The organism is Opitutus sp. sgz309028 (assembly GCF_059821195.1).
In genome coordinates, this window is record NZ_JCAMRR010000001.1 from 77,197 (window position 1) to 103,267 (window position 26,071).

Below are 26,071 nucleotides of genomic sequence, written 5' to 3' on the forward strand. Positions count from 1 at the left end.
CGCTCCGGCAGTCCCGAATGGCAATCGCGTCGCTTCAGGACTATCGTTTTTGGTCCCGCGCCGCGCATCCTCTCATGACTTCCGCCAACCGTTATCGCGATCGCGTCGAGGCCGGACAGGCTCTCGCCAAACACCTCGCGTCCCGCCTGCGTCCGGACGATCGCCCTGTCATTCTCGCGCTGCCTCGCGGCGGCGTGCCGGTCGGGGCAGAGATCGCGCGCGCGTTGTCCGCCCCGCTCGATGTGTTCGTCGTTCGCAAACTCGGCCTGCCCGGCCAGCCCGAGTTCGCGATGGGTGCCCTCGCCTCCGGTGGCGTCCAGCTGCTCGACGAGTCGCTGATCGCAACGGAAAATGTCTCGCCCAACGCGATCGCCCGGGTCGTGCAGGAAGAAACGCGGGAGCTACACCGTCGCGAACAACTCTACCGCGGCGATCGCCCGCCGCCGGAGATCGAACAGCGGCACGTCATCCTCGTCGATGACGGCGTTGCCACCGGCTACACCATGCGCGTGGCCGTGCTCGCGCTGCAAAAACTGCGGCCCGCCTCGCTCACCATCGCCATTCCCGTCGGCGCGCCCGAAACCTGTGCGGCGCTCGCGAGCGCCGTCGACGAACTCATCTGTCCGCTTCAGCCCACGCCGTTCTACGCCGTCGGGGTGTGGTATGATCATTTTCCCCCGCTCACCGACGCCCAGGTGCGCGCCAGTTTGTCCGGAGCGCCGACGCCCGCCGACGATTGACGAGGCCGCGACGTCAATCCTTCGCCTTCCTCAAGAACCGCGCGGCCGCTTTCAAGTCCTCCATCATCGCCGCATACGCCATTTCGCGATCGCCCGAAGGCGTCCGCAGGATCGACGACGGATGCACGGTCGCCAGCAACGGTCGGCCGTGTGGATCCGCAAGCACCTCACCGCGCTGCTGCGTGACGCGAAACGTCCGCCCCATCAACGCCTGCGCGGCCGTCGCGCCCAGCGCCACCACCAGTTCGGGATCGATCAGGTCCAGCTCTCCGTCCAGCCACACGCGGCAGGCCGCTATCTCCCGCGCCGTCGGTTTCTGATGCAGCCGTCGTTTCCCGGAGCGCACCCATTTGAAATGTTTCACCGCATTCGTGAGATACACCTCCGACCGCTCGAGGCCCGCCCCTGCCAGCGCGCGATCGAGCAATTTCCCCGCCGGGCCGACAAATGGCCGGCCCGCCACATCCTCCTGATCGCCCGGCTGCTCGCCGATCATCAGCACGCGCGCTTTCGCCGGACCTTCACCGAAAACCGTCTGCGTGCCGGTCTTGTAAAGCGGGCAGCGCGTGCAACGTCGCGCCTGCGCGCGCAGTTTTTCCAGCGATGCGGTCGCGGTCGCCATGATGCCATCGACCCGCTTGAAGCGCGGCGGTTGCGCGTCGGCGGGCGGTTCCCTTTCTAGCGAAAATCGTGCGATGCCTGCGCCGGCAGCTCGTCCAGACGCAGCGCGTCGATCTTCTCTGCGCGCACATGGATCACGTGGTTCTGGATCTGCAGCCGGCCGACGATGCTGAGCGACGACTCCTCGTTGATCACCATGCGGCGCGCTTCGAACAGATCCGGCGTCACCACCGCATTCGCGATGCCCGTCTCGTCCTCGAGCGAAACAAAGACGAAGCCCTTGGCCGTGCCTGGACGCTGCCGGCAGATCACGCTGCCCGCGATCCGCACGCGATCGCCGTCGCGCCCCAGCGGCAACTCTGCCGCGCGCCACGCATCCGGCAGCCGCTCGCGGACCAGTGTCATCGGATGCTCGCCGACCGTGAGGCTCAACCCGCCGAAATCCGCCTGCACCCGCTCCTCCGCCGTCATCGGCGCGAGCGGCGACGCCTCCTCCAGCAACCCCGCGCCGAGCAGGAGGCTTTCGTCGGCCGACCATGCCGCCTCGATCTGCCACAATGCCGCCCGGCGATGCGGCGCGAGCAAATGAAACGCACCGACCGACGCGAGCGCGCGCCGCTCCGCGGCGGTGAACGTGGTGCGGCTGATGAAATCCTCGATCGACGCAAACGGCCGCTCCGCCCGTTGCTCCAGCATCGCGCGCACGCGCGCCTCGCGGAGGCCGTGCACGTAGCTCAGGCCGATCCGCATCGTGTTCTCCCCTTCGACCGTGCACTTCCACGCGGAGCGTTGCACGCACACCGGCTTCACCTTCAACCCGTGCCGCCGCGCATCCTGGATCAGCGTGGCCGGCGCATAAAAGCCCATCGGCTGGTTGTTCAGCACGCTCGCACAGAATTCTGCCAGCCGGTGCACCTTCAACCACGTGCTCGCATACGCGAGCAGCGCGAACGAGATCGCATGGCTTTCCGGAAAGCCATAAGCCGCGAACGAGGTGCACGAATCGACGACTTTGTTGATCACCGCGTCGTTGTGCCCTTTCGCGCGCAGGGCCGCGCGGAGTTTCGAAAGTGCACGGTCGAGACGATCGCGATTCCGGGTGAAACCCATCGCCCGTCGCAGCTCCTCCGCCTCGCTGCCGGTGAAATCCGCCAGATCCATCGCGATCTTCAACATCTGTTCCTGGAAGAGGATCACGCCCTGCGTGCGCTCGAGCGTCGGCCGCACGATGTCGTCGACCGTCGGATCGATGAACGTCACTTTCTCCAGGCCTTGACGCCGCCGGATCAGCGGATGCACCAACCGTCCCACGATCGGCCCGGGCCGCACGATGGAAACCTGCATCGCCACGTCATAAAAGGTCTGCGGCCGGAAGCGCGGGAGCGTCGCCATCTGCGCCCGGCTCTCGATCTGGAAAACGCCCACCGTATCCGCCGCCTGCATACTGGCGTAAGTCGCAGGATCGTCCTGCGGGATGTCCGCGAGATCCGTCGGCCCGCCGCGGCCGCGGCAGAGCTCGAAGGTATCCTGCAGCACCGCCATCATGCCGAGCCCGAGGAAGTCGATTTTCACCAGCCCCAGGTCCTCGCAGTCGTCCTTGTCCCACTGGATCACCGCGCGATTCTCCATCGTCGCCGGCTCGATCGGCACGATCTGGTCCAGGTGATGCGGGCAAAGCACCATGCCGCCCGAGTGCTGTCCAAGATGACGCGGCAGGCCTTTCATCTGGTGATACACGCCGAGCATCGCCTCGAGCCGCGGGTGGCTCTCCGACAATCCCGCCAGCTTCACCTGTTCGCGAACGTCGAGCGTCTGCGGGAAATCGCCGTTGGCATACAACGCCGAAAAGCGATCCATCACGTCCTCCGCCAGGCCCATCACCTTGCCCAATTCCCGCACCGCGCTGCGGCCGCGATACGTGATCACGTTGGCAACCATCGCCGCGCCGCGCGGCGCGTAGCGGCGATATACCTCCTGGATCACCGCCTCGCGCAATTCGCCGCTCGGGAAATCCAGATCGATGTCCGGCCACGACGGCTGGCCGTCGGCGCCATGACGTCCTTCGCTGAGGAAGCGTTCGAACAACAAACGGCCGGCGATCGGATCGACCGACGTGATCCGCAGCGCATAACAAACGACGCTGTTCGCCGCCGAACCGCGGCCTTGCACGAGGATGCCTTGCTGGCGCGCCCACCGGCAGATGTCCCACACGATCAAAAAATAGCCGGCAAACTCCAGTTTGTTGATCAGCGCCAGCTCATGCTCGATCTGCTCGCGCACGCGCGCGGTGATCCCGCCAAAACGCTCGCGCGCGCCCGCATAGACCTGCTCGCGCAACACGCCGGCCATCGTCTCGCCGGGACCGACGGGAAACTCCGGGAAACGATAACCGAGGTTCTGCAAGGTGAATTCCAGCCGCTCGCCGAGCCGGCGCGTGTTCAGGATCGCCTCCGGCAAGTCGCGAAACAACTCCGCCATCTCGCGTCCGGAACGCAGGTGCCGCTCGCTGTTCGGCGCGAGCCTCCGGCCGGCGCGATCGAGCGTCGTATGCTGTCGCAGACAAGTGAATACATCCGCCACCATCCGGCCGGAGCGCGTCGCATACCGCACGCCGCCGGTGGCCACCACCGGCAGTTTCCGCGCGGCCGCGAGATCCGCGAGCGCTTCCACGGTCGCATTCTCCCCCCGTTCGCGCCGGCGCTGCACTTCGACATACAGCCGCCCGCCGCCGAAAATCGCCTCGAGCCTTTGCATCGTCGCCTCCGCTGCACCCGTGCCGCCGGTCGCCAGCGCGCGCATCACGGGACCGTCCTCGTCGCCCGTCAGCGCAATCAATCCCTCCGCATGCGCCGCGAGTTCCGCCCAAGTCGCAAAACACGGACGCTTCCGCGCGCGCGGGTCCTCGCCCGGCGCCAGTTCGCGAACGGGCTCGACCGGTGTGCGCGGCTCGAGCTTGGCCGTGCTGATGAGGCGGGTGAGATTGCTGTAACCGGTGCGGTTCTCGACCAGCAGCGGCACGACCGTCCCGTCCTCCATCGTGATTTCCGCGCCGACGATGGGCTGAAGCTCGAGCTCGAATTCCCGCACGGCGCCATACAGCCGGGGCGCGCCGTAAACGCCGTCGCGATCCAGCAAGGCTACGCCCGGAATCTGCAGCCGCGCAGCCTCACGCGCCAGGTCCTCCGGCAGCGAGGCGCCGCGGAGAAAACTGAACGCGCTGTTGGCGTGAAGTTCGATGTAGTCGGACATGCGCAGGAAACGAGCGAATCGCGAGTTTCGCCCGCCCCGTCCCCGCGCGCAAGCGGACGCCTCAGCGCGCGAGCGGCCAGTCGTCCGTGCGGAACGGCGCCGCCGGCAAGCCGTCGCTGTTTGCGAGCGTCGCGAGCGGATTGCCTTGCCACGCATAACGCGCCGCCACGGGCTCGGTTACCGCGTTGCTCGTCAGCACAACCACGTCCTTGCCCGCGATTTTCGCCTCCGCCCAACGCCAGATGCGATCCGGCCCCGCAACCGCAAATTCGCCAAGCTTTTCGCCGCGCACGACCAGGCCGTCACCGACGTTGTCGAAATGCAAGGCCAGCGCGCCCGGCCGGCGTTCGACCCATTTCAAAGCGGGCCCTGACGCCGCCACGTCGCGTCCATAATGTTCCGCGAGCGCCCAGCGCGCCAGCCGTTCGCCGACCGTGCGTTTTTCCTTCGGGTGAATGTCGTTCGCGTCACCGGTGTCGATCGTCACCGCGACCGCGGTGTTGCGCACGTGGCGCGCCACGTCGAGCTGTACCTCGCGCAACTCCGCCCAGCCGTCGGTGCCGGGTTCGCTGCGGCGCGACATGAACGCCGGCAGGCCGACGATGTAGAATGGAAACTCTCCCTGGCCGAAACGCTCGCGCCAGTCACCGATCAGCGCCGGCAGGAGGGTGCGATACTGCTGCGCGCGCGACGTGTTCGCCTCGCCCTGATACCAAAGCGCGCCGGCGATCGCGAGCGGCGCGACCGGCGCGATCATGCCGTTGTAGAGCACCGTCGGCATGGTCGGGTAATTGTCGAAATCCAGCGGCAACGCCAACGGCGGTTGCACGTCGACGCTCACCGCGGCGCGCCACTCGCCCGCGAGCGGCACGACGGTGCCGTCGCCGAGGACGATCTTCAGAGCATCCGCCGGTGACAGGAACCCGCCCTCCGGCTTCGTCTTGAACACGCGCAGCGCGATCGTGTTCTTCCCCGGCCGCAACGCGCCCGCCGGGATCGCATAGTTGCGTGGATTCTCGACCCACGAGCTCGCGCCGGTCCAGTGGCCGTTCACGTAAATCGTGTCCATCCGCTCGACGACGCCGAGTTGCACGCGTGCGCCGTTCGCCGGGAGCGTATCGGGCAACTCGATCTCGCGGCGAAACCACACCACGCTCGGCCGCGTCGGCACGCCGAGCTCCGCAAAACCGCCAGGCACCTTGACGCGGCGCCAGCCGCGATCGTCGAACTCCGGTTTCGCCCACACCTCGCCCTGCCCGCCGATGTCGTGTTCGTCGAGCCAGTGCATCAAAAAGCTCCCGTGGTGCGGTCCGCCTTTTTTTTCGAGGCGCGCGATCTCCGCCACCTGCGGGCCGAACTCACCAGCCTTCGCCAGCGCTTCCGCGCTGATCCACGATTCCGCCGGACTTCCGCCCACGGCCGACTGCACGAGTCCGATCGGCACGTGCAATTCCGCCTGCAACCGCCGCGCAAAATAATACGCGACCGCCGAAAACCGCGCTGCCGTCTCCGGCGTGCACGCGGTCCATTTCCCCGCGGCCTGTTCCGCGGGTGCATATTCGACCGTGCGCGGCACGAGATAAAAGCGCAGGTCCGGATGATTCGCCGCTTTGACTTCAGCGTCGCCGCCAAAGCTGGCGGCGAGCGCAAATTCCATGTTCGACTGACCGCTGCACAGCCAGACGTCGCCGACGAGCACATTGTTCAGTTCGATCCGTTGCGGGCCGTCGATCGCGACCCGGTAAGGTCCGCCGGGCGGCGGCACCGTGACCGATGCCGACCAACGCCCGTCTTCCCCGGCCACCGCGTCGACGACTGCCGCCGCGATCGTCACGCGCACCGACTGGCCCGGCTTTGCCCAGCCCCAGAAGGTGTTCGGTTTTCCACGCTGCAGCACCATGCCGTCGCCGAAAATGGGAGCCAGCAGCGGTCGTGCGGAATTCTCTGCGGCGGCCGTGGAGGCCGATACGCCAAGCGCGAGCAGCAATAAGCAAAGGCCAAAGTGCCAAATCGATTTCATGGGCAACGGGGTTGGATAACGCCGCCGGAGCGTGGGGTCCGACGTGCACGCGACAATTTTCCACCCATTCACACATTCGCGCGTCCGCCGCTACGCGACCGGCAATTCTCACTTGCGAGCCCGCCGGCCCCAGACGAGCGCCGTCATGCCGGCCGCCAGCGCGAGCCCGCCGTAGAGCCAGCCGTCGCTCGTCAGCACCACCAGCCAGCCGTCACCGCTCGTCACGGCGCCGCAAAGTTCGCGGCCGGCCGCGCTCAAGCCCGCGCCGATCGCGATATAGCCGAGCACGCAGGCGAGGCACTTCGGCAGCAGCGCCAGTCCGATCACCGGCACCGCGGCCGCGAGCCATCGCCTGCGTGCAAATCCGGATTTCCGCCACTCCCCGCCGGATTCAGCGGTCCGGCGCGTCTCAACCATACGTCGGCCGTTGCGGCCACCCCTCGGGCGAATCCTCCCAATTCTCCTGCCGGCCGTAGGCGGTGAGATCGAGGAAGTTGTAGGGCGTGAACTGGTGATCCGCTCCGCGCGCGAAGGTCGAATAAGTGTGATACACCGTGTCGCCGTCGCGCAGAAAAACGCTCGCGGCCGGCCAGTCGCCCTTGAGCTGCTCCGCGGGAAAACCCGCGGCGATCAACTCCTCACGGTTACGGTAATTGTATTCGATGGGCGCGCGCGAGTCATCGAGCGTCACGTGGAAGTCGTAATTGAAATCCGTGCCGGCCGAGGACACCCACGGGAACTTCCAACCTTTCTCCGCCTTCGTGGTTTCGATGCGCTCGAGCGGTGCGCGTGAGATGGCGGCGAAGGCCGTGTCGCGCTCCGCGAGAAAGGCCAGGAAGGGTTCGTTGTTGAACATGATGTCGGCCGACTGCGAGCAGCCGGGGCAATGTTTCTGCTGCTCCTCGTTCCACATGAAGTGGTGCACGTAAAGCTGGCGTTTGCCGGCGAACAACTCGGTGAGCGTCACCGGGCCGGCCGCACTCGTGAAGGTGTAGATTTTTTCAAGTTTCACCATCGGCAACCGGCGGCGTCGGGCGCTGAGCGCATCGCGCGCGCGAGTCAGGGCTTTTTCTTCGGCCAGAAGTTCCTTGCGGGCCTTCAGCCATTCGGCGCGCGAAACGATTTTCGGCCGGGAGGACGTGGGGGTCAGGGCGGGATTCATGGGATCTCGCCATCTAGACGAATCGCGCCGCCCGATTCAGACCGATTCGCGACACTTTTTTCGAGAAATCGAAAAAACCTCAGCCCGCCCGCGCCGGCAGCCGCGCCAACAGCGCACCCCAGCGCTCGCCGGCCGGATCCTCCCAGCCCGGGAAAACCGTCTCCCGTCGCGTAATCACACGCGGTGCGCCGTCGAGGTCCTTGACGTAAGTGATCGTGCGGGTGACTTCGACCTCGGTGGCGCCGCCGGACGGCGCGGACACCTCGAGCGTCTGCCGGCTCACGCCGAAGCCGCCGAAATACCCTTCGAGCCCTCCGCCGAGACGATCCGCAATGTCCGCCGCGACGCCCTCGCCGAGCTCCGCCCCGAGGGTGGCGTAAAATTTCCGCCGCAACGCGCCGCCCGCCGCGGCATAGTCTGGAATTTCCACCTGATAGCGGCCCGGAGCGACCGCGGTTACGTGGGCGATCTGCGCTTCGAACTCCTGTCGCACCGCCTGCAACTGCAGCGTCACCGCCGCGAACCGTTCCCATTGCGCGGGGTTCAACTCGAGCCCGGAATCCTCCGCCAGCAGGTGCAACTGGCTCATCTCGCCGATCAGTGCCGCCTCCTCGGCCCGGGTAACGAACACTCTGGCGAGCCGGTCGGAAACCCGCAACGCGACCGCCTGCACAAAAGCCAAGGGACCACGCGAGAGCTCCGCGTTTCGCGTCACGTGCGTGTTCACTTCGGCCGGCGAGCCCCGCGCCCTCCCGGCTTCCCCCGCACGACCGGCGTCGCCAACGAAATGCAACCCACACGAAACACCGCCAATAAACAACAGGGCAGCAAACAGCAGGGTGGCGGCGCGACGGAAGCGCATGGCTCGAACGGAACCCAGCTTTCCGCCTTCGGCCACAAAATAATCGAAAATTTACCTAAAGTTTTACAACGACCGGCCGACGGCACCCCGGGACGATACCGTGGGGCGCCTCGTTCGCTCGTGTCGCCTCAGGCTTTACTCCGGCAGTTCACCATCCAGTGCACGCCAAAGCGGTCCTCGAAGGAACCGTAGTAGTCGCCCCAGAACATGTCCTGCAGCTCCATCTCGACCTTGCCGCCGGCGGAGAGGGCGTCGAAGAGGCGCTTCGTTTCGGCGCGCGTGTCCGGCTCCAGATTGATGTGAACGGCGTTGCCCGGCGTGACGCTCATGCCCGAGGACGGCGGGCAATCGCTGCCCATCAGCAAATGACCGCCAAGAATCGGAAGCGCCACGTGCAGGACCATTTGTTTGTCCGCCTCCTGCAGCGGGGCGGCGGGATTCGGCGGCGCGCTGTCGAAGCGGACGATCGGCGTCACATACTCCGTTTGGAAAACGGACTTGTAGAATGAAAACGCCGCTTCGGTGGTGCCGGCGAAGATGAGGTAGGTGCTGACTCGAGCCATGGGAGTGGAGTTAAGGGTTCAGGAATAACGCCGGCGGGTGAAAATCTCCGGCCAGCCTCTCAACGAACCACCAGCCGCCGGACGGACAAGCCGCTTCGCACCGCGCCGGCGACGGTCGCCGCCCCGAACGCCCGGCGCTCGGGCGTCGGCGACGCTGTTTTGCTCAACGGTGCCGGTTGGCGTTGTCCTGAATCTTTTCGCCAGCGCGCTCCACGTCTTTTCCAACGCCGTGCATCGTGTTGCAGCCCGTGGCCGCGAACGTGAGGAGGGCCGCGAGTCCCCAAAGGATGAAGTGTTTTTTGTTCATGGCTTTTCAACTTACGCGACCGCGTTCCCGCCGCCATCGGGCGGCCACCGGGAGCGCGACTGCAGTTTCCATGGATGGCTTTCAGGTTCGGCACCGACGCGCGCCGGCAGCCGGGGGCCAAGTTCCGCTCTGAAAAGCGCAATCTCTGCGCAACGCCACCATTTGACGCCGCCCGCCCGGTCGCATTTGGTGAACGTGCATTTCCGCACCGGTGCTTCAGCCGGAGCGAAGTGCAGTGCCGTTGAACACCACTGCGCCCACCCTTTCCCCCACCCCCGCCGCCGTCGACGAGGCCGAACTCTCCGCCGTGCTGGTGCTCGATGTTTCGGGACGCGTCGTGGCCGCCAACCACTCCGCCCGGCAGCTCTGGGGCGCCACCGAAAAATCGCTGATTGGTCGCCCCTTCGCGAAACTCCTTGTGCTCGACGGCGGGTCTGACGACGCCGCTTCGTTCGAGGCGCAGTGGAAGGCATTTCTCGCCGTCGCCCTGGACCGCTCCACGCACCATCTCGTCCAACCGCTGCAGGGCACGCCTCGCGAGGTGTTCGTGCGCATCGAGCGCGCGACCGGCGGCGCCGGTTCCTTCATCGCCTCGCTCCGGCTGCGCGCGGCCTGAGCGGCCGCCGCGCCGCGTCACGGCTCCTCGGATACATCCTCGAAACGCTCCTCCTGCGTCTCGAGATAGCGCAACAGCGCCCCCAGTGCCCGCTCCTCGCGGTCGTCGCGAGCCTTCACCTCCGCGGCGGCGGCGATCAGCGCCGCCAGTTCGGCGCGCGTCACCCGCACGCCCAACCGGCCCTCGCGCACCGGCGCCCGGTGCAGGAGATGTCCGAGATTTTTCGGCAACGCCGGTGATGCGAGCAAACGATCGCGCTGCACCACGGTGAGGCGGAGCGTGACGCGACCACCGGACGCGATCCGCGGCTGTCGGCGGGAAAACGGCATCGATCAATCCTCCTCTGCTCGACCGCCGTCCCGCCGGCAGGCTGTGCTCATCCGCTGCATGCGCTCACAGAACCGTCGTCACCCGCCGGGTTCCGAGCCGCGTCACGCCCGACGCGTGCAAAGGAGAACCAACGGGAAATACTCGATCGTCATCGCGCCCGAACTTCGCCCACCCGATTCGTCCCGCGCCCCCCGCGCGACGTCGTCCGTTTCCAACGCTCGTCCGGTTTTTCGTGGTTTCCCCGGCCCGAATTCTGCCATCGTGGTCGCACTCCGCTTCCCGACGTCATGAAATCCCCGCAGGAAAGGAAACGTCTCCCCTTCGTCACCGCACTGATCGAAACCTTCGGGTTCAGCCCGGCGGTCGCGTCGGTGATCACCTTCTTCCTCGCGCTGTTCTGCGCGGCGGCAATCCTGTGGATCCTGCGTTCCGCGCCGCCGGACAAGCTCGTGCTCACGAGCGGCCCGGAAGGTAGTTCGTTTCACCGATGGGCGCTGGCCTATCAGAAGGATCTCGCGAGCCACGATGTACGGCTCGAGGTACGAACCTCCGCCGGCGGCCTCGACAATCTCGAGCGGCTGCAATCCGGGAGTTCGGGTATCGATATCGGCTTCGTGCCCGGGGGGCTCGTGAAGGAAGGCAGCGTCAAAGGCCTCCTCTCGCTGGGCAGCCTCGCCTACCAGCCGCTGTTCGTATTTTACCGCGGCGACACGCCTATCGAACGCCTCTCGGAACTGGCCGGTCGCCGGCTCGCGGTCGGCGCGATCGGCAGCGGCACGCGGTCCTTTGCTCTGCTGCTGCTGCAGGCCAACGGAATCACCGGAGCGCCCACGACCCTGCTCGACCTCGACGCCGACGATGCGACCGCGGCGCTGCTCGAGGGCCGGTTGGACGCCGTTTTCCTCATGGGGGATTCCGCGCCTCTGCACGCGCTGCGCTCGCTGATGCGCGCACCCGACGTGAAGTTGTTCAACTTCGAACAGGCCGACGCGTATCTCCGGCGATATCCGTTTCTCAACAAGATCGAACTGCCCCAGGGTGTGATGGATCTCGGGAAAAATCTTCCGTCCGCAGACGTCACGCTGGTTGGCCCCACGGTCGAGCTGGTGGCGCGCAAGGGTCTCAACTCCGCGCTTTCCGATCTCCTCCTCGAAGTCGCGAAAGGCGTGCACGGCCGCGCGAGCCTGTTCCAAAAACGCGGCGAATTCCCCTCACCGCTCGAGCACGAGATTCCGCTCAGCGAGGATGCGCTGCGTTATTACAAGTCCGGCAAGGGACTGATCTACCGGACGCTCCATTCGTTCTGGCTCGCAAGCCTGCTCAACCGCATCCTGGTCGCGGTCGTCCCGCTGATCCTTGTCATTGTTCCGGCGATACGGCTCCTGCCGCTGCTGTTTCGCTGGGTCATCCAGCTGCGCCTCTATCGCTGCTACCGGCCGCTCCTCCGGGTCGAGCGTGAGACTTTCGCGCCGCTCACCGCGGCCCGGATTCAGGAACTGCTGCAGCGCGTCGACGAAATCGAAGACCACGTGAACCGGCTCAAAATTCCGGCTTCGTTCGCCGACCGCTTTTACTGGTTGCGCAGCTACGTGGATTTCGTGCGCCACCGGCTGCAATCACTCACTCCGGCGCCGGGCTGACCGGCGCCGGAGTCAACGGATTATTTCACCTCGAGCTCGAGCGGCGCGTAGCCGTCGGCGGCGACGACCACCTTGTCGAGAGCGGCGAGGCCGGAAACGGTATACGTATCCTTCGGCGCGATCACATGCGGCGGCTCCACGCGCGCCTTGTCGGCGTTGTGCGCCACCACGCTCAGGTAAACCGTGACCTGCACCGTGAGCGGCTCCTTCGCCTTGCTCTTCAGCTTGAGCTCATAGGTCGTGCCTTCCTTGGCCTTCGTTTTGTGGAACCGGGCCGAGACAGGCAGCTTCGTCGCTTTCTCGACCGAGGTTTTCGCGGCCGGCGCAGCGTGAGCGGAGACCACGGCGATCTGAACCAAAGCCAGGCTGACGACGCAGCCCAGCGCAAGCATCGCAACCCGGCGGACCGCCGGGCGCAGGAACCATGAACAGGAGTTTGTCATATTGACGAGGGGGTAACGCGTCGACGAGAGCAGATCGCCGCCAGCCCCGCAATCCTGACGCGCGGATCGGATCGCGGGGTTTGCCCTGCACGCACGCCGCCCCATAGTCGGTCGCAGCCCTCTCTCCATTCATGAATCCCGCGCGCGAAACCAATCTCACCCTCGCCGTTTTCCTCGATCTCGAAAACCTCGCACGCGGCGCCGCCGACGCCGGCTTCCCGCCGTTCGACGTCGGCAAGGTCCTCGAGCGCCTCCTCCTCAAGGGCAACATCGTCGTGAAAAAAGCCTACTGCGACTTCGAACGGTTCAAGGACCTGAAACACCCGCTGCACGAGACCGCCTTCGAGCTGATCGAAATCCCGCACGTGCGCCACTCGGGCAAAAACTCCGCCGACATCCGCATGGTCGTCGATGCCCTCGACCTCTGCTACACCAACGCCCACGTCGACGCGTTCGCCATCCTCAGCGGCGACTCGGACTTTTCGCCGCTGGTCAGCAAGCTCCGCGAAAACGCGAAGACCGTCATCGGCCTCGGCGTGAAGAACTCAACCTCCGATCTCTTCGTCTCGAACTGCGACGAGTTCATCTACTACGACGACCTCGTCCGGAAAACGGCGCCCAAAACCCGCGCCCGTGCCGGCAACGCCGCGACGGCGAAACCGAAATCGCCGCACGCCCCCGCGCCTGCCGCCGGCGGCGGCGGTGGCATCGACCTCCTCGTCGCCACCCTCAGTGCGTTGACCGAGGAGCGCGGGGCCGACGAACCGATCTGGGCCTCGATGATCAAGCAGGCGATGAAGCGGCGCGATCCCGGCTTCAACGAACGCGCGCACGGTTTCGGCTCGTTCACCGACCTCCTCGCGGAGGCCCAGCGCCGGGGTCTCGTGCAACTCGACGAACGTGCGGGCAACTGCCAGGTGAAGCTCGTCGAGTGACGCCGCGGGCGGACCGCGCCGCTACTGCAACGCCGCCGCCAGTCCTTCCAGCATCCGCCGCCACGACGCGGAAATCTGCGCCACCTGCGCAGCCCAGCTCGGATGCACCTCATGCACGAGCCTGAGTTCGCAACCCTCGCCGCGCGGCGCGATCTCGACCAGCACCCGCGAGCCCACGCTCTCGTCCGCCACCATCCAAGTGAACACCAGCCGCCGCGGCCGCTCGAACTCCAGATACTTGCCGAGATGTTCGATCTTCTGGCCGTCGCGCTCCACCATGAACGAGAATGCCCCGCCCAACCGTGGATCGACCGACAGATGCACGATCTCCTCGTCGCGCACGGTCGGTCCGAACATCCAGCGCTCGATCAGATCCGGTTTCAGCCAGGCCTCGAACACCCGCTCTGCACTTGCCTCGAAGTGTCGGCCCGCCTCGGCCCGGATCGCACGCATCGCACTCATGATCGCAGCTCTTTGTTCAGCCGCGGCAAAAGCACAAACACGAATCACCGCGCGGATCGGCCGCGCGACAAACCTTGAGCGGATGCGTCGTCCGCACTACGTTTCGCGCCATGATCTTTCGCGGGTTGCTCATCGCATGGGCGATCGTGGCACAGGCCGGCGCACAGGATGTTGCTCGCATGACTCGCCTCGTCGAAGCCCGGGCAGACGGGGACCGCTTCATGGGCTCGGTGCTCGTGACCCGCGCCGGCCGCACCGTCTTCGAGCGTAGCGTCGGGTTCGCCGACGCGGAATGGCACGTCCCGAACTCCGCCGACACACGGTTTCGCATCGGCTCGATCACGAAGCAATTCACCGCCGCCGCCGTGCTGCTGCTTCAGGAAGAGGGAAAGCTGCAGCTATCCGACCCCGTTTCGCGCCACGTCCCCGGCGCGCCGGCGTCCTGGCACGACATCACGTTGTATCAGCTGCTCACGCACACCGCCGGACTTCCCAGCGTCACCGAGCTGCCCGAATATCCGCAACGCAAGCTCTCGCCCGCCACCCCGCTTCAGATCGTCGACCTGATTCGCGAGCTGCCGCTCGATTTTCCGCCGGGCGAAAAATTCCATTACAGCAACTCCGGCTACATCGTCCTCGGCGCGGTGATCGAGCAGGCCAGCGGCCGGAGCTATGAGACGTTTCTGCGCGAGCGCGTCCTGCAGCCGCTCGGCCTGGAGAACACCGGAGTGGACCGCAACGACGCGATTCTCCCGCGGCGCGCCGTCGGCTATGCGCACGATGCGCAGGGCCAGCTCATTCACGCCCCCTACATCGACATGTCGCTGCCGCACGCCGCCGGGAGTTTGTATTCAACCACGCACGACCTCGCGCGCTGGTGCGACAGTCTCTTCGGCGGCAAACTCCTCTCGCCCGCCTCGCTCGAAAAGATGATCTCGCCACACCTGAGCGACTATGCGCTCGGCCTCGGCGTTAAGACCGAAGGCGGCCGCCGCGTCATCCAGCACGGCGGCGGCATTGAGGGTTTCAATTCCTACCTGGCGTTCTATCCCGACCCGCAGCTGGCCGTGGTCGTGCTCGCCAACGTCAACGGCCCCGCCGCCGCCGAGCTGGCGGGCGAACTCGCGGCGGTGGCGTTGGGCGACCCCGCGGCCTTCCCGGCCGAGCGCCCGGTCGCCATTCTCCCCTCGTCCGGTCTTGCTGGATACGTCGGCGTTTACCGCCTCACGGACAAAGTGACGATCGCCGTCCGGCAGCGCGATGACCATCTGACCGTGCAGCTCTCCGGCCAGGCCGAATTCCCGTTGTTTCCGGAGTCCGGCACGAAATTTTTCCTGAAAGTGGTCGACGCGCAGATTGAGTTTTCCCGGGACACGAACGGCCGGGTCGCCGAGCTCACCCTCCATCAAAATGGACACGCGCAGGTCGCACCGCGGATCAGCGATCGCGTGGTCGAGCGCCGCGAAATCGAACTGCCGCGCCCTGCGAAGGAAGCGCTGGTCGGCGTCTATCAGCTGCGGCCGGGTCTCGCTCTTACGATCGCGCTCGAAGGCGACCAGCTGACGAGTCAGGCGACCGGCCAGGCCAAGGCGCCGATCTTTCCGGAATCCGACACCCGTTTCTTTTTCAAGGTGGTGGACGCGCAGCTGGAATTTTTCACCGACGCAGAGGGCCGCGTCACCCACCTGGTGCTGCACCAAGGTCCGATGGACGTCACCGCGCCGCGACGCTGAGCGGAAGCCAATTCCATTGGACCACCGAGTGCACGGAATGCACAGAACGCAGCTCCACCGCGGGCGGACGTAATGCAGGGCGGCTCCTCCTCACGCGTCATTCACCGAAAATACGCCGCAAACTCCTCCGGCAAGGCGTCGATCGGCTGCACTTCGACGTCGGCGAAAAACACCTCCGCCGCCTCGCTCTGCAACTGGATGCGGCCCTGGGTGAGCGGTGTGGCCACGCCTTCCGTGACCGCGCGCGAATTCTGGAGGACCATAACGACGTGGCCGTTCACGATGTGAAGACTCCGGCCTTCGTGGCAGACCAGCTCGAGTTGCGTCCATTCCCCGGGCGGACTTTCCCGATCCTCGCTGCGCAGGCAGAAGCCACTGACGCTGGGCTCCGCGCCAAACGGGCGAAACGGCTGCTTCGCGCTCGCGACGCAGTTCATCATGCCCTCCGGCGGGAAGGCGCGGATGTCGATCGCCGAGTTTGCGATCGCCCAGTAATCGCCCATGTGGCCCTCCATGATCTGGAACTCCTGCGACAGCATCCACGCGCGCCAGTAGTCGACGCCCGCCGGACCCACCGAATGATAAAGGATGCCGGAGTCGCGCAGGAGGTTCCGCCGCGGCGTCCACTTGCGTTCGCCCCATTTCACTTTCAACCGCAGGCGATAATTCGAGAACTCCTCCTTCGTGAAAATGCAGCCGTAGGTCTCGCCACTGACCCTCAGCACCAGCCGGTCCTCCTGCTCGAGCACCGTAAACACACCGCTCGGATCGCGGTCGTAGCCGACCGGCTCGATCGGCCGGCCATGCGCGTCCGCCGGCGGCGCCCCGCGATAGCCTTCGACGTGTTGAAAACTCAGATACGTCCGCCACTGGCTGAGATCGCGGTCCAGCAACGGCCGCCACTCCGCCGCGGGCGCCGCGACGGCGACGCAGGCAGACGCGAGTGCGGAAAGCGAACGCCGGACGATGCGTCCGTGCAACGCGCAGGAGATGCAGGAGAAACGAAGAAACATGCGGCGGAGGTCATGACACCCGGCCGCCCCGGCGAGAATCCAAAACCGACTGCGCTCAGTTGAGCTCAGCGGCCGCCGCCGGTGAGTCCCTTTAGCAAACCGCCCATGTTGAATCGCGAATAGTCCGCCGGCGGCACGAACAGCGCGTCGTCGAGGGATTGCGGGATCAGTTCGACGACCTCCATTTTCATCGTCTGCCGCCCCTTGCCATCGAAGCCGACGATGCGCAGCGGAAACAGGCCCTTCGCGATCACTTCCTTTTCCCAATCCGAAAGTTTTTTCGGCTTCATCGGATTTCCTCCGCCGCTGCCCATGTTGAACCACGAGCCGAGACCGCTCGCGAGCCAGAGCTCCGTCTTGTCCTTGCCGTCGCGCGCGAGGTATTTCGTGGCCTCGCGCCCGGCGATCGTTGCCGTCTCGGACGTTTTCTCGAGCCGTGCGCTGTCACGCGCCTCCTCGACTTCGCCGATCGCAGGAACGTCCTTCATCTCGACCACCATGTACATTTTCTGCTCGGGCATGAGCATGCTCATCTCCCGTTTGTCCCAGTCGACGAGGCTGATCATCTCGCGGTCGCCGGCGGGCATTTCCATGCGGAGTTTCGAACCTTTCATCGCGTAGGTGAGGAGCTGCGCGTCATTGCGACCGGACTCCATTTTCATCTTCACGCGGCCTTCAAACGTGGCGGCGGACATTCGCCCCGCGGCGAGCAATCCGGCGGCGGCGACAAGCAGAATCATGAGACGAACGGGTGTGGTTTTCATCGGGAGGAAAATAGAACGTCCGAACGGGAAAAGACGCGGCACGGGCGAATCGCCGGCGCGGAAGCCTCCATCAGACCAGCACTTCGGCAGCCGGTGCCAGACTCGCGCCCGTATTCAGCGTCCTGCGACCATCCGCTGGCAACGCGGATAATTCCGGCAAACCCAGACTGCCTCGGTGCCGGAATCGCGCCGCGTCATCTTCAGGTCGCACGCGGGACACGTCGGCGTGCGATAATCCTCGCGCGTCACATGCCGCACGATCCGGTCCCGCTGTTCGAGCGGCAGAGCCGCGAACAAATTGAGAAACTCGTCGCCGTCGATCAGGTGCAGTCCGGCCTGCGACCATTCCTCGCGGACGCCCGCGGCGAAACCGCGCTGGGAAATGGCCACGCCTTCCTCGACGCGTTCGCCGGTGGCGGTTTCGCGCAGCGCGCGCAGGCGCCCCGCGCCGTCATCCGGTTCCAAACCGTAATCGCACTGCACATACGCGCACGGCCGGTGCTCGCCGGCCCGATACAGGCAGATGTTGACCGGCGCTCCCAGACCCGCGTGAGTGCGCTGGGCGTCCATGCCATGCGCCTCGTAGTAGCCGCAGACGAGCTCCTCGAATCGTTTCCACTCCAGCTCCCGCAATACCTCCGGGGTGAGATCGAGCGGCTCGCGCAGCTCGATTTTCACCTCCTCGCGCGGCGGCGGATCGGTGCAGTACGGATACTCGAGGGCGAGGTCGGAATCCTCCCGCTCCTCGGCGTCCGAGCGCGCGGGCCCGGCCTCGTCGCCGCGCGGTCCGAGCAGCCGGTAAAACAGCAGAATCACACACACGGCCGCGGCAATCCCCGCCCCCCATTCCAGCCACGGACCGCGCGACGACTCGGCCCGTACGACCGAGGTCTCCGCCCGGCCGCTTGTCGCCAGCGCGAAGAACACAATCGACCTGCAAACGAAGCGTTCGCCAGACACGGTCATGGGGTCAGACAGCGTGCAGCGGGATCCCCGACCCGACAATGGATTTTCGCGCCACTCCGCACCCGCCAGCCGGTTACAAGAAGCGGCCGCCGCACTCGTGTCACGGCCACCGGCGAAGAATCTCCGTGACGACCTGGTAACCGCCCAGCGCGGTCATCAGCACCGCCGCAACGCTCAGCCCCGCGAGCGACGCCGGTCGCGCCCGCAGTTCGCGATGCGGGTTCTTGAAATGAAAGTAAAGCGCCGCGCCCGCGAGAAAGGGCAGCATGAGTCCCTGCGCGATCGCGCCCCAGAACACCAGCTGCACGGGATTGCCGACCGCGAGAAACAAGCCCGTGAACGCCACCGGCAACAACACGCAGCAAAGCTTGATCCAGCGAATCCGGTGCTCGGCGTCGCGGTAGCGTTTCACCTGAAAGAGCGCGAGCGCGTCGGCCAGCAGCCGCGCATTCGACGCCGTCGCACAAAAGATCGTCGAATAGAGCACCGCCACGGCGCCGACGACGAAAAGCCACAGGCTCCACTCGCCAAACGCGTCGCGATACATGAACGAGAGCGTCTCGATCATCCGGTCGCTCTCCACCCGCAGCGACTTCGCGTGCAGGATCGCCGCGCCGAGCAGATAGAACGCCACCGTCGTCGACGTGTAGAGCGCGAACGACATCCACGCGTCCAGCCGCATCACCCGCAGCCACGCGGCGGCGCGAACCTTCCACTCCGGGCTGCCGTCGTCCGCGCCAAGCTTCCGCGCGTATCCTTTTTCCAAGCACCAATAGGGATAGTAGATCAGTTCGGACGCGCCGACGCCAATGATGCCGAAAGCGCCGAACGCCGTCGCCAGGTCCGCCGGCAACTCGAACGAGAACCCGCTCGCCAGTTGCGCGCCGGTGATCGCATAGGGCGTGAACTGCAGCGCCGTCACCGCCACGATCGTCGTCAACGTGAACGCGCCGACGAGGACGGTCGAAACGCGCTCGACCAGCCGGTAGCGGCCGACCACCAGCAGGATCGCGCAGCTGGCGCCGATCAAAATCGACAGCGCTCCGACCGGAATCGCCGCCCCTCCCAGCCGCAACGCCGTCGCCGTGCCGCCCAACATGCCGGCGACCTGCGGGACGAGACAAAGATACATCGCCAGCCAGATCCACATCACCCACGAAACCGCCAGCCGCGGGCCCGGCAGCGCATTCAGCGCTTCCAGCGTCGTCCGGCCCCGCGTGATCGCATAGCGGCCAAGTTCGATCTGCACGAACACCTTCACCAGGCAGCCGAGGACGATAAACCAAAGCAGCCGGAAACCGACCTCCGCGCCGAGCTTCGGAGTGACGATCAACTCGCCCGCGCCAACGATGATCGCCGAGATGATCAGACCAGGTCCCACCTGGCGCAACCGGCCGCCGAGCGACGCCGGGGCCAATTCAATTTCGGAAACGGAACTCGCTGCGGGGTCGAGCGTACTCATGGGGGCGCAGGACCATGCCGACCGCCCCGTGCGGGCTTCAAGCGGGAAACGTGTCCGCGTTCACCAGCGGAAACGCACCGGCCGCGTCCGCACCGTTCTCGAGCGCGCCGTTTTCTGCTCCGGCGCTGTCGCCGGCACCCCACGCAAATCGAACTCGCGACCGTTCGCCGCCATGATGCCGGCCGGCGCGGTCCAAGCAACCACCACCCCGCGCAAACACACCACCTCCGCCCCCGAATCGTAGATCCAGAGTTCGAACTGCCGGCCCTGGCTGCGCATCAAAGGTTCCCCAAGCGCCGCCGCCGTCTCTTGCGCCGTCATTCCTGCTTTCAACTCCGGCCATCCGCCGGCCGCCGGCGAAATATTCGCCAACCCGGCCATTCCGAGCACGAGTGCCGCGACACGGATCGGTTGCATGTTCCAGATAAATCGGTTGCACGACGAAAACGAAAGCCGGCACGCACGCACGCGCCGACTTTAGCCGCGTTTTGACAACCGCGAACTTCACCCGCCCCGGCGTCGAACCGGGAGCGGGTGTCTTCTCCGGAAAAGTTTCACCGGCGATCGAAGCCGCCGGGAGCGCCGCTACTTTTGGACCTTGAACGAAACTTCCAGCGGCGTGCCGACGGCACCGGTGCCGCCGCTTCCCGAATAGGGCACGGCTTTCAACGTGTAGCTGCCGGGCGCGGGTTTCCACCCGCGATATACTCCGTTATCGTCCATCGCCATCGCATACGGCGCCACGCTCTCGGCATTGAGCCTTTTCCCGTTCAGATAAAACACGACGCTCTTCACAGAGCCGGAAGCGTCGGCGCGCACATTGAGGGAACTGCCGTCGCTCGACAGATCGACCACGCTGCCGGAGGCCAGCGAGCGCAGCGCTTCCTGTTCGCTCGCGTTGATCAAGACGAGCTTCGTAACCGCCATCGTCGTGCCCGAGTCGTTCGAAGAATCCGTCGACGGCGCACTTGGGGCGGACGTGCCCGTGCCGCCGGAGCGGCGCAGCAGCGCCACCCAGTCCTGCGACGTTTCCGCCGGTGGACGGCCGAGCGAGGTCGCAGATCCGCCTTTGACGGTGCCGATCGTGCCCGTGCGCAGGCTGCCGCCGGCGCGCGGATTGAACCAATGCACCGTGTAAGTCTGGCTCGCCGGCAACGTGATGTTCGTCGTCACACCGCCCGGCAGATAAACCGCATACGCCACACCCGACTTACCCAGCACGTAGTCGGACGTGGCCGACGTGATGCTGTCATAGTTGGCGACCAGCGGCAGCGGCATATAGTCGCGCATGAACTGCGCGGCGTAAGCCGAGATCGTCCACAGCTTCGACCGGACCGTCCAGTCCTCGGAGTCCAGGTCGTCATGCGGGTAGTCGTATCCAAAATACCACTCCACACCCGCCGCACCGGCGAGCAGGCTGCCCCACAGGACCTTGTAACGGATCTCGTTGCGCGTGGTGTCGTAGGAGTCGGGCTTCGCGCCCACGGCGGCCTTGCCGAGTTCGTCGACGGCGACGACCCACTTGCGGCCGGCGGAAGCGGACTTCTTCACCCACTTCAACGTCTCCGCGTGCACGATCGACGGCGTCTCCAGTTGCAGCGAAGCCGCGCCGATCAGCTCGTCGCCCAGCTCCGCCGTGTAGATCGCATCCCGCTGGTTCGGAAACGTGTGCAGCGCGATCGGGTGCAGGTACGGATCCACGCCGTTGATGTAATTCGAAAACGCCGAGCGCTGCGCGCTCGTGTTCGTGTTCTCCTCACCCAGATTCCACGTCAGCGCCAGGTGATGCCCGAACCGCGCGATCAGTTCGCGATAATAAAGTTTCCGCTGCAGCCCGAGATTCCCGCTGTCCAGCAACTGGTCGTTCTCCTGCTCCTGCGTCACCATGTGCAGGTGGATCCCGAGTTCCTGCATGTGCTCGAACACGATTTCCCACTGCGCCAGCTTGCTCACGTCGAACCGGTAGCGCTCCGACTTCGTCGTCCACGGGAACACGTCGTTGCCGTCGCCGTTCACGTTCATCGTCAGAAAATACAGCGAGTTCATCTTCTTCGACGCCAGATATGTCACCGCGCCGATGATCGCCTTGCCCTTGCCGCCCTTCCACGTCGGATCGCCCGAACGATAGTGGGTTACATGCGGCGCGTAGCGATGCAGGATCCGCTTTCCCGCCGTCGTGTTGTCGAAGTCGGCATACGCGAGGAAGTTTTCCGGACTCCCCGCTCCCACCTTCACGAAATACTCCTTGTTTCCTTTGAACTGGAAATAGTGCTGGCCCACGTCCTCCAACCGGCCTTTCGCCCGGAAGTCCGCACCGCTCTTGTTCGACGCGTCGATCGTGAAACTTCCTTTCTCGCCGTTGAAGCTCGTCGCGCTTCCCGCCGTCACCGACGTCGACGCCGCCACGTCCGCGCCCGTCCGGAACGACGCCACATACGTCCACGTGCCCGTCGCCTCCGGCGCAAAATGCACCCGCCACTTGTTCCCCGACGTCGCACTCGTGTTCGCCGCGTTGCCGTCCGCTGCAAAGTAGCCGGGCACCACATACGTCCGCCCGCTCCCGGCGTGCTTGAACGTCACATCCAGCCGGTAGTTGCGAAACGGATTCGGGCTCCCCGTCTCGCTCGCCGTCGGCCCTGCAAACGTCAGCGTCACCTTGTGCCACTGCTTCTGCTCCCCACTGATCGTGGTTTTGCTGCCCAAATTGCTGGTGGCGGCGGTCGCGAGGACCGGCCACGCCGTTGCGAGGAGCAACGCCCCTGCGCCTTGAACGAGTCTAAACAACATGTCTTTTGTTCTGTTTATCGATGGTAAGGGGAACGGTCTCGGTCGCCGCATTGCCGGACGCGGATGCGCCGGCGACAGGAGCGGCGGCAGCCGTCCGGATTTGCTGACTTGTTTCGCGTGCTGCCCACACCCGCATCCGGTAGCCGGATACGCGCTAGAAAAGCTTCGCCAGGAAGGCGACCGTCGGGATCGACGGCCCCTTCGAATGAAAGGTGTGATGCTGGAGAGCTGATCCACCGCCTGCGCTCCGGTCGGAGCATTCGGCGACGGGGTCTAGGGATCCGACTGGCGTCCCCGCGCGGAATGAAGCTCGGCACGCGAGCGGGAAGCCGACGCGAGCGCCCATTCGGGTTCCTCGCCGTATTCACCGAATCCACGCACCGTAAATTCCACCGGCGGTGCGAACCCGCGAGTCAACCAAGGTTCCGTCGTTTTTCGGAGAAATTTGACGACGTCCCGGCTGTCCTGGCGCGCACGCTGAAAAGCGAGCGGCGCCACGCGCTTCGACACGTCCGTCATTCGCCCCCACCTGGGCCCGGGACACTCCGGTCCTCCTCCGCCCTCCTCCGTCTGAAGCCAGGCTGACGACAGACCGGTCGTGACCAAGGCCGGCGCTTCGCGGCCGCAGCTGTATCCACAAAGTGGGGCCAGCCAGCAGGCCAACAGGGCCGGAAGGATGCGACAAAGCATCGTGCCAGCCTAGCAAACGCTTGGATGAGCGAAATCGAAGCCGTCCCGGTAACGCCCATCGGGCGCGCTACCGGTACCACGGGTCACAAAGCGTACTAACGTCCGGTGCCGGTGTCGCCTAATTGACAACGTCGATCCGGATCGTGCGCGCGGTGCCGGCGTTCCCGCTGCGATTGCTCCCGGAATACGGCACGCCGCGCAGCGTATGACTCCCGAGCGGCGGCGTCCAGCGGCGGTACACGCCGTTGTCGTCGAGTCCGATCGCGTAGGGCGCGAGGTTTTCCGTGCAGTAATTCTTGCCGTCCCAGACGAAAAGGACACAGCCGGCCGAACCCGCAACCTCGGCGCGAATGTTCAACGCCGTTCCATCCTGGCTGAGCCTGATCACGGCTCCATCGGTCAACTCCCGCAGGTCACGCTGGGTCGCAGCATCGATGAGCACGAAACGAGTCACCGCGAGCTCGGCCGGCGCCTTCACCACGTCTTCCACCGGCGCCGTTACCACGTCGGTGGACGCCACCACCGAGAACGTGACCTCGACCGGCGTGCCCACGGCTCCGCTGCCGTTGCTGCCGCTGTAGGGCACCGCGCGCACGGTGTGCGTGCCGACGGTCGGCTGCCATTTGCGAAACACACCGGAGTCGTCGCCAGCCAGCGCATACGGCGCCAGATTTTCCCGCTGCACCAGCTTGCCATCCACGTAAAAGAGCACGCTGCCAACCTTCCCGGACGTTTCCGCGAGCACGTTGATCGCACTCGTCGCGGCGAGGTTGACGATCGTCGCGTTCGAGAGCGCGCCGAGCGCCAGCTGCCGCGTCGCATCGATCAGCGTCAACTTCGTCACGGCCATGCCGGTTTCCGGCTCCGGCGCAGGCTTGGGAGCCTCGCCCGCAGGCGCCTCGGCGGAACGACGCAGCAGCGCCACCCAATCCCCGCCCGTCGTGCCGGACGGACGGCCGAGCGCCACGGCGGAACCGCCGGTGACGGAGGTCACCGTACCGGCGACGAGGCTCCCACCCCGACGGGGGTCGAACCAGTTCACCGCATAGGTTTCTCCCGCCGGCAACGCGATGTCGGTCGCCACTCCGGCCGGCAGATAAATGACGTAAACCGATCCAGGCTTGCCGAGCACGTAATCCGAGGTGGTCGACGTGAGGCTGTTGTAATTGGCGACGAGGGGCAGCGGCACATGGTCGCGCATGAACTGCGCCGCGATCGCGCTCAGCTCCCACATGCGCTCGCGCGACGTCCAGTCCTCGCAATCGAGATCGTCGTTGGCGTAGTCGTATCCAAAATACCACTCCATGCCGGCCGCGCCGGCGAGAAACCCGCCCCACAGCACGCGTTTCATGATCTCGGCATGCTCCGGATCGTTCGCATCCGGCACCACGCCCACGGCGGCCTTGCCGAGTTCGTCGACGGCGACGACCCACTTGCGGCCGGCGGAAGCGGACTTCTTCACCCACTTGAGCGTCTCCGCGTGCACGATCGACGGCGTCTCCAGTTGCAGCGAGGCCGCGCCGATCAGCTCGTCGCCCAGCTCCGCCGTGTAGATCGCATCCCGCTGGTTCGGAAACGTGTGCAGCGCGATCGGGTGCAGATACGGATCCACGCCGTTGATGTAGTTCGAAAACGCCGAGCGCTGCGCGCTCGTGTTCGTGTTCTCCTCACCCAGGTTCCACGTCAGCGCCAGGTGATGCCCGAACCGCGCGATCAACTCGCGATAGTAAAGTTTCCGCTGCAGCCCGAGATTGCCGCTGTCCAGCAACTGATCGTTCTCCTGCTCCTGCGTCACCATGTGCAGGTGGATCCCGAGTTCCTGCATGTGCTCGAACACGATCTCCCACTGCGCCAGCTTGCTCACGTCGAACCGGTAACGCTCCGACTTCGTCGTCCACGGGAACACGTCGTTCCCGTCGCCATTCACGTTCATCGTCAGAAAATACAGCGAGTTCATCTTCTTCGACGCCAGATACGTCACCGACCCGATGATCGCCTTGCCCTTCCCGCCCTTCCACGTCGGATCGCCCGAACGGTAGTGAGCCGCATGCGGTGCGTAGCGATGGAGAATCCGATTTCCTGCCGTCGTGTTGTCGAAGTCGGCATACGCGAGGAAGTTTTCCGGACTGCCGGCGCCCACCTTCACGAAATACTCCTTGTTTCCTTTGAACTGGAAATAGTGCTGGCCCACGTCCTCCAGTCGGCCTTTCGCCCGGAAGTCCGCACCGCTCTTGTTCGACGCGTCGATCGTGAAACTTCCTTTCTCGCCGTTGAAGCTCGTCGCGCTTCCCGCCGTCACCGACGTCGACGCCGCCACGTCCGCGCCCGTCCGGAACGACGCCACATACGTCCACGTGCCCGTCGCCTCCGGCGCAAAATGCACCCGCCACTTGTTCCCCGACGTCGCACTCGTGTTCGCCGCGTTGCCGTCCGCTGCAAAGTAGCCGGGCACCACATACGTCCGCCCGCTCCCCGCGTGCTTGAACGTCACATCCAGCCGGTAGTTGCGAAACGGATTCGGGCTCCCCGTCTCGCTCGCCGTCGGCCCCGCAAACGTCAGCGTCACCTTGTGCCACTGCTTCTGCTCCCCACTGATCGTGGTGAGTGGACCGGGAATGCTCGTGGCCGCACACAATCCACCCGCCGGCAAAAGCCCCAGCAGCGCCAGCCCGATCTTCACCTTACTTTGCTTGAACATAATTCGTA

The 26,071-nt window shown here is 65.5% G+C and carries 23 protein-coding genes; 5 read left to right on the plus strand and 18 right to left on the minus strand.

From position 1 onward, the window contains the following. The first annotated feature begins 74 nt into the window (after positions 1-74). Positions 75-740, plus strand: coding sequence for a phosphoribosyltransferase (locus AC6RV7_RS00355; RefSeq protein WP_500091895.1), 666 nt, complete (start codon positions 75-77; stop codon positions 738-740). A 13-nt stretch (positions 741-753) separates the two neighbouring features. On the opposite strand, the gene AC6RV7_RS00360 is transcribed toward AC6RV7_RS00355, so the two are convergent. The 8 genes from AC6RV7_RS00360 to AC6RV7_RS00395 form a co-directional block, all read right to left on the minus strand. Next, the gene (locus AC6RV7_RS00360) at positions 754-1,362 is read right to left on the minus strand and encodes a UdgX family uracil-DNA binding protein (protein ID WP_500091896.1); all 609 of its coding nucleotides are present in this window, start codon (positions 1,360-1,362) and stop codon (positions 754-756) included. 56 nt (positions 1,363-1,418) lie between these two features. Next, on the minus strand, positions 1,419-4,610 hold the full coding sequence (locus AC6RV7_RS00365) for a DNA polymerase III subunit alpha (RefSeq protein WP_500091897.1): 3,192 nt from the start codon (positions 4,608-4,610) through the stop codon (positions 1,419-1,421). Between the two features lie 61 nt (positions 4,611-4,671). Beyond that, a complete protein-coding gene (locus AC6RV7_RS00370; protein WP_500091898.1) occupies positions 4,672-6,630 on the minus strand; it encodes a sialate O-acetylesterase in 1,959 nt (652 codons plus the stop codon). A 108-nt stretch (positions 6,631-6,738) separates the two neighbouring features. Further along, positions 6,739-7,047: a hypothetical protein gene (locus AC6RV7_RS00375; RefSeq protein WP_500091899.1), complete on the minus strand. Its 309-nt coding sequence runs from the start codon at positions 7,045-7,047 to the stop codon at positions 6,739-6,741. Then, positions 7,040-7,792: a DUF899 domain-containing protein gene (locus AC6RV7_RS00380; RefSeq protein ID WP_500091900.1), complete on the minus strand. Its 753-nt coding sequence runs from the start codon at positions 7,790-7,792 to the stop codon at positions 7,040-7,042. The genes AC6RV7_RS00375 and AC6RV7_RS00380 overlap by 8 nt, the downstream gene beginning before the upstream one ends. A 79-nt stretch (positions 7,793-7,871) precedes the next feature. Next, entirely contained in the window at positions 7,872-8,474 is a 603-nt protein-coding gene (locus AC6RV7_RS00385) for a hypothetical protein (protein ID WP_500091901.1), read from the minus strand. Between the two features lie 308 nt (positions 8,475-8,782). Continuing rightward, a complete protein-coding gene (locus AC6RV7_RS00390) occupies positions 8,783-9,217 on the minus strand; it encodes a VOC family protein (protein WP_500091902.1) in 435 nt (144 codons plus the stop codon). Between the two features lie 163 nt (positions 9,218-9,380). Beyond that, positions 9,381-9,524, minus strand: coding sequence for an entericidin A/B family lipoprotein (locus AC6RV7_RS00395; protein ID WP_500091903.1), 144 nt, complete (start codon positions 9,522-9,524; stop codon positions 9,381-9,383). Between the two features lie 241 nt (positions 9,525-9,765). Here AC6RV7_RS00395 and AC6RV7_RS00400 point away from each other — a divergent pair, with 241 nt between their 5' ends. Further along, positions 9,766-10,140, plus strand: coding sequence for a PAS domain-containing protein (locus tag AC6RV7_RS00400; RefSeq protein WP_500091904.1), 375 nt, complete (start codon positions 9,766-9,768; stop codon positions 10,138-10,140). Between the two features lie 17 nt (positions 10,141-10,157). Here the strand turns inward: AC6RV7_RS00400 and AC6RV7_RS00405 are convergent, their stop codons facing one another. Beyond that, on the minus strand, positions 10,158-10,469 hold the full coding sequence (locus AC6RV7_RS00405; protein WP_500091905.1) for a hypothetical protein: 312 nt from the start codon (positions 10,467-10,469) through the stop codon (positions 10,158-10,160). A gap of 288 nt (positions 10,470-10,757) precedes the next feature. On the opposite strand from AC6RV7_RS00405, the gene AC6RV7_RS00410 reads away from it, so the two are divergent. Then, a complete protein-coding gene (locus AC6RV7_RS00410) occupies positions 10,758-12,110 on the plus strand; it encodes a TAXI family TRAP transporter solute-binding subunit (RefSeq protein ID WP_500091906.1) in 1,353 nt (450 codons plus the stop codon). A 20-nt stretch (positions 12,111-12,130) separates the two neighbouring features. Here the strand turns inward: AC6RV7_RS00410 and AC6RV7_RS00415 are convergent, their stop codons facing one another. Continuing rightward, positions 12,131-12,553: a hypothetical protein gene (locus AC6RV7_RS00415; protein ID WP_500091907.1), complete on the minus strand. Its 423-nt coding sequence runs from the start codon at positions 12,551-12,553 to the stop codon at positions 12,131-12,133. A gap of 131 nt (positions 12,554-12,684) precedes the next feature. Here AC6RV7_RS00415 and AC6RV7_RS00420 point away from each other — a divergent pair, with 131 nt between their 5' ends. Beyond that, positions 12,685-13,488: an NYN domain-containing protein gene (locus AC6RV7_RS00420; protein ID WP_500091908.1), complete on the plus strand. Its 804-nt coding sequence runs from the start codon at positions 12,685-12,687 to the stop codon at positions 13,486-13,488. A 21-nt stretch (positions 13,489-13,509) separates the two neighbouring features. Here AC6RV7_RS00420 and AC6RV7_RS00425 read toward each other — a convergent pair whose 3' ends face one another. Further along, on the minus strand, positions 13,510-13,950 hold the full coding sequence (locus AC6RV7_RS00425; RefSeq protein WP_500091909.1) for an SRPBCC family protein: 441 nt from the start codon (positions 13,948-13,950) through the stop codon (positions 13,510-13,512). A 110-nt stretch (positions 13,951-14,060) separates the two neighbouring features. Here AC6RV7_RS00425 and AC6RV7_RS00430 point away from each other — a divergent pair, with 110 nt between their 5' ends. Then, on the plus strand, positions 14,061-15,683 hold the full coding sequence (locus AC6RV7_RS00430) for a serine hydrolase (RefSeq protein WP_500091910.1): 1,623 nt from the start codon (positions 14,061-14,063) through the stop codon (positions 15,681-15,683). Between the two features lie 101 nt (positions 15,684-15,784). Here the strand turns inward: AC6RV7_RS00430 and AC6RV7_RS00435 are convergent, their stop codons facing one another. From AC6RV7_RS00435 to AC6RV7_RS00465, 7 genes are all read right to left on the minus strand, one after another. Beyond that, a complete protein-coding gene (locus tag AC6RV7_RS00435) occupies positions 15,785-16,696 on the minus strand; it encodes a 3-keto-disaccharide hydrolase (RefSeq protein ID WP_500091911.1) in 912 nt (303 codons plus the stop codon). Between the two features lie 65 nt (positions 16,697-16,761). Continuing rightward, a complete protein-coding gene (locus tag AC6RV7_RS00440) occupies positions 16,762-17,460 on the minus strand; it encodes a DUF4412 domain-containing protein (RefSeq protein WP_500091912.1) in 699 nt (232 codons plus the stop codon). 114 nt (positions 17,461-17,574) lie between these two features. Beyond that, complete coding sequence (locus AC6RV7_RS00445) at positions 17,575-18,426, minus strand: restriction endonuclease (protein WP_500091913.1); 852 nt, start codon at positions 18,424-18,426, stop codon at positions 17,575-17,577. A 100-nt stretch (positions 18,427-18,526) separates the two neighbouring features. Further along, a complete protein-coding gene (locus tag AC6RV7_RS00450) occupies positions 18,527-19,888 on the minus strand; it encodes an Nramp family divalent metal transporter (protein WP_500091914.1) in 1,362 nt (453 codons plus the stop codon). A gap of 60 nt (positions 19,889-19,948) precedes the next feature. Then, complete coding sequence (locus tag AC6RV7_RS00455) at positions 19,949-20,305, minus strand: hypothetical protein (RefSeq protein WP_500091915.1); 357 nt, start codon at positions 20,303-20,305, stop codon at positions 19,949-19,951. 168 nt (positions 20,306-20,473) lie between these two features. After that, positions 20,474-22,675 carry a DUF5060 domain-containing protein gene (locus tag AC6RV7_RS00460; protein WP_500091916.1) on the minus strand — a complete coding sequence of 734 codons (2,202 nt, stop codon included), beginning with the start codon at positions 22,673-22,675 and terminating at the stop codon, positions 20,474-20,476. A gap of 808 nt (positions 22,676-23,483) precedes the next feature. Continuing rightward, positions 23,484-26,063: a DUF5060 domain-containing protein gene (locus AC6RV7_RS00465; protein ID WP_500091917.1), complete on the minus strand. Its 2,580-nt coding sequence runs from the start codon at positions 26,061-26,063 to the stop codon at positions 23,484-23,486. Positions 26,064-26,071: the final 8 nt, after the last annotated feature.

Bases quoted from the DNA above. Each gene is read 5' to 3' on its own strand.
- AC6RV7_RS00415 (WP_500091907.1), bottom strand. From the start codon at position 12,553: ATGACAAACTCCTGTTCATGGTTCCTGCGCCCGGCGGTCCGCCGGGTT.
- AC6RV7_RS00380 (WP_500091900.1), bottom strand. From the start codon at position 7,792: ATGAATCCCGCCCTGACCCCCACGTCCTCCCGGCCGAAAATCGTTTCG.
- AC6RV7_RS00370 (WP_500091898.1), bottom strand. From the start codon at position 6,630: ATGAAATCGATTTGGCACTTTGGCCTTTGCTTATTGCTGCTCGCGCTT.
- AC6RV7_RS00450 (WP_500091914.1), bottom strand. From the start codon at position 19,888: ATGAGTACGCTCGACCCCGCAGCGAGTTCCGTTTCCGAAATTGAATTG.
- AC6RV7_RS00420 (WP_500091908.1), top strand. From the start codon at position 12,685: ATGAATCCCGCGCGCGAAACCAATCTCACCCTCGCCGTTTTCCTCGAT.
- AC6RV7_RS00445 (WP_500091913.1), bottom strand. From the start codon at position 18,426: ATGACCGTGTCTGGCGAACGCTTCGTTTGCAGGTCGATTGTGTTCTTC.
- AC6RV7_RS00440 (WP_500091912.1), bottom strand. From the start codon at position 17,460: ATGAAAACCACACCCGTTCGTCTCATGATTCTGCTTGTCGCCGCCGCC.
- AC6RV7_RS00465 (WP_500091917.1), bottom strand. From the start codon at position 26,063: ATGTTCAAGCAAAGTAAGGTGAAGATCGGGCTGGCGCTGCTGGGGCTT.
- AC6RV7_RS00460 (WP_500091916.1), bottom strand. From the start codon at position 22,675: ATGTTGTTTAGACTCGTTCAAGGCGCAGGGGCGTTGCTCCTCGCAACG.
- AC6RV7_RS00375 (WP_500091899.1), bottom strand. From the start codon at position 7,047: ATGGTTGAGACGCGCCGGACCGCTGAATCCGGCGGGGAGTGGCGGAAA.
- AC6RV7_RS00405 (WP_500091905.1), bottom strand. From the start codon at position 10,469: ATGCCGTTTTCCCGCCGACAGCCGCGGATCGCGTCCGGTGGTCGCGTC.
- AC6RV7_RS00430 (WP_500091910.1), top strand. From the start codon at position 14,061: ATGATCTTTCGCGGGTTGCTCATCGCATGGGCGATCGTGGCACAGGCC.
- AC6RV7_RS00395 (WP_500091903.1), bottom strand. From the start codon at position 9,524: ATGAACAAAAAACACTTCATCCTTTGGGGACTCGCGGCCCTCCTCACG.
- AC6RV7_RS00435 (WP_500091911.1), bottom strand. From the start codon at position 16,696: ATGTTTCTTCGTTTCTCCTGCATCTCCTGCGCGTTGCACGGACGCATC.
- AC6RV7_RS00365 (WP_500091897.1), bottom strand. From the start codon at position 4,610: ATGTCCGACTACATCGAACTTCACGCCAACAGCGCGTTCAGTTTTCTC.
- AC6RV7_RS00390 (WP_500091902.1), bottom strand. From the start codon at position 9,217: ATGGCTCGAGTCAGCACCTACCTCATCTTCGCCGGCACCACCGAAGCG.
- AC6RV7_RS00410 (WP_500091906.1), top strand. From the start codon at position 10,758: ATGAAATCCCCGCAGGAAAGGAAACGTCTCCCCTTCGTCACCGCACTG.
- AC6RV7_RS00425 (WP_500091909.1), bottom strand. From the start codon at position 13,950: ATGAGTGCGATGCGTGCGATCCGGGCCGAGGCGGGCCGACACTTCGAG.
- AC6RV7_RS00455 (WP_500091915.1), bottom strand. From the start codon at position 20,305: ATGCAACCGATCCGTGTCGCGGCACTCGTGCTCGGAATGGCCGGGTTG.
- AC6RV7_RS00355 (WP_500091895.1), top strand. From the start codon at position 75: ATGACTTCCGCCAACCGTTATCGCGATCGCGTCGAGGCCGGACAGGCT.
- AC6RV7_RS00360 (WP_500091896.1), bottom strand. From the start codon at position 1,362: ATGGCGACCGCGACCGCATCGCTGGAAAAACTGCGCGCGCAGGCGCGA.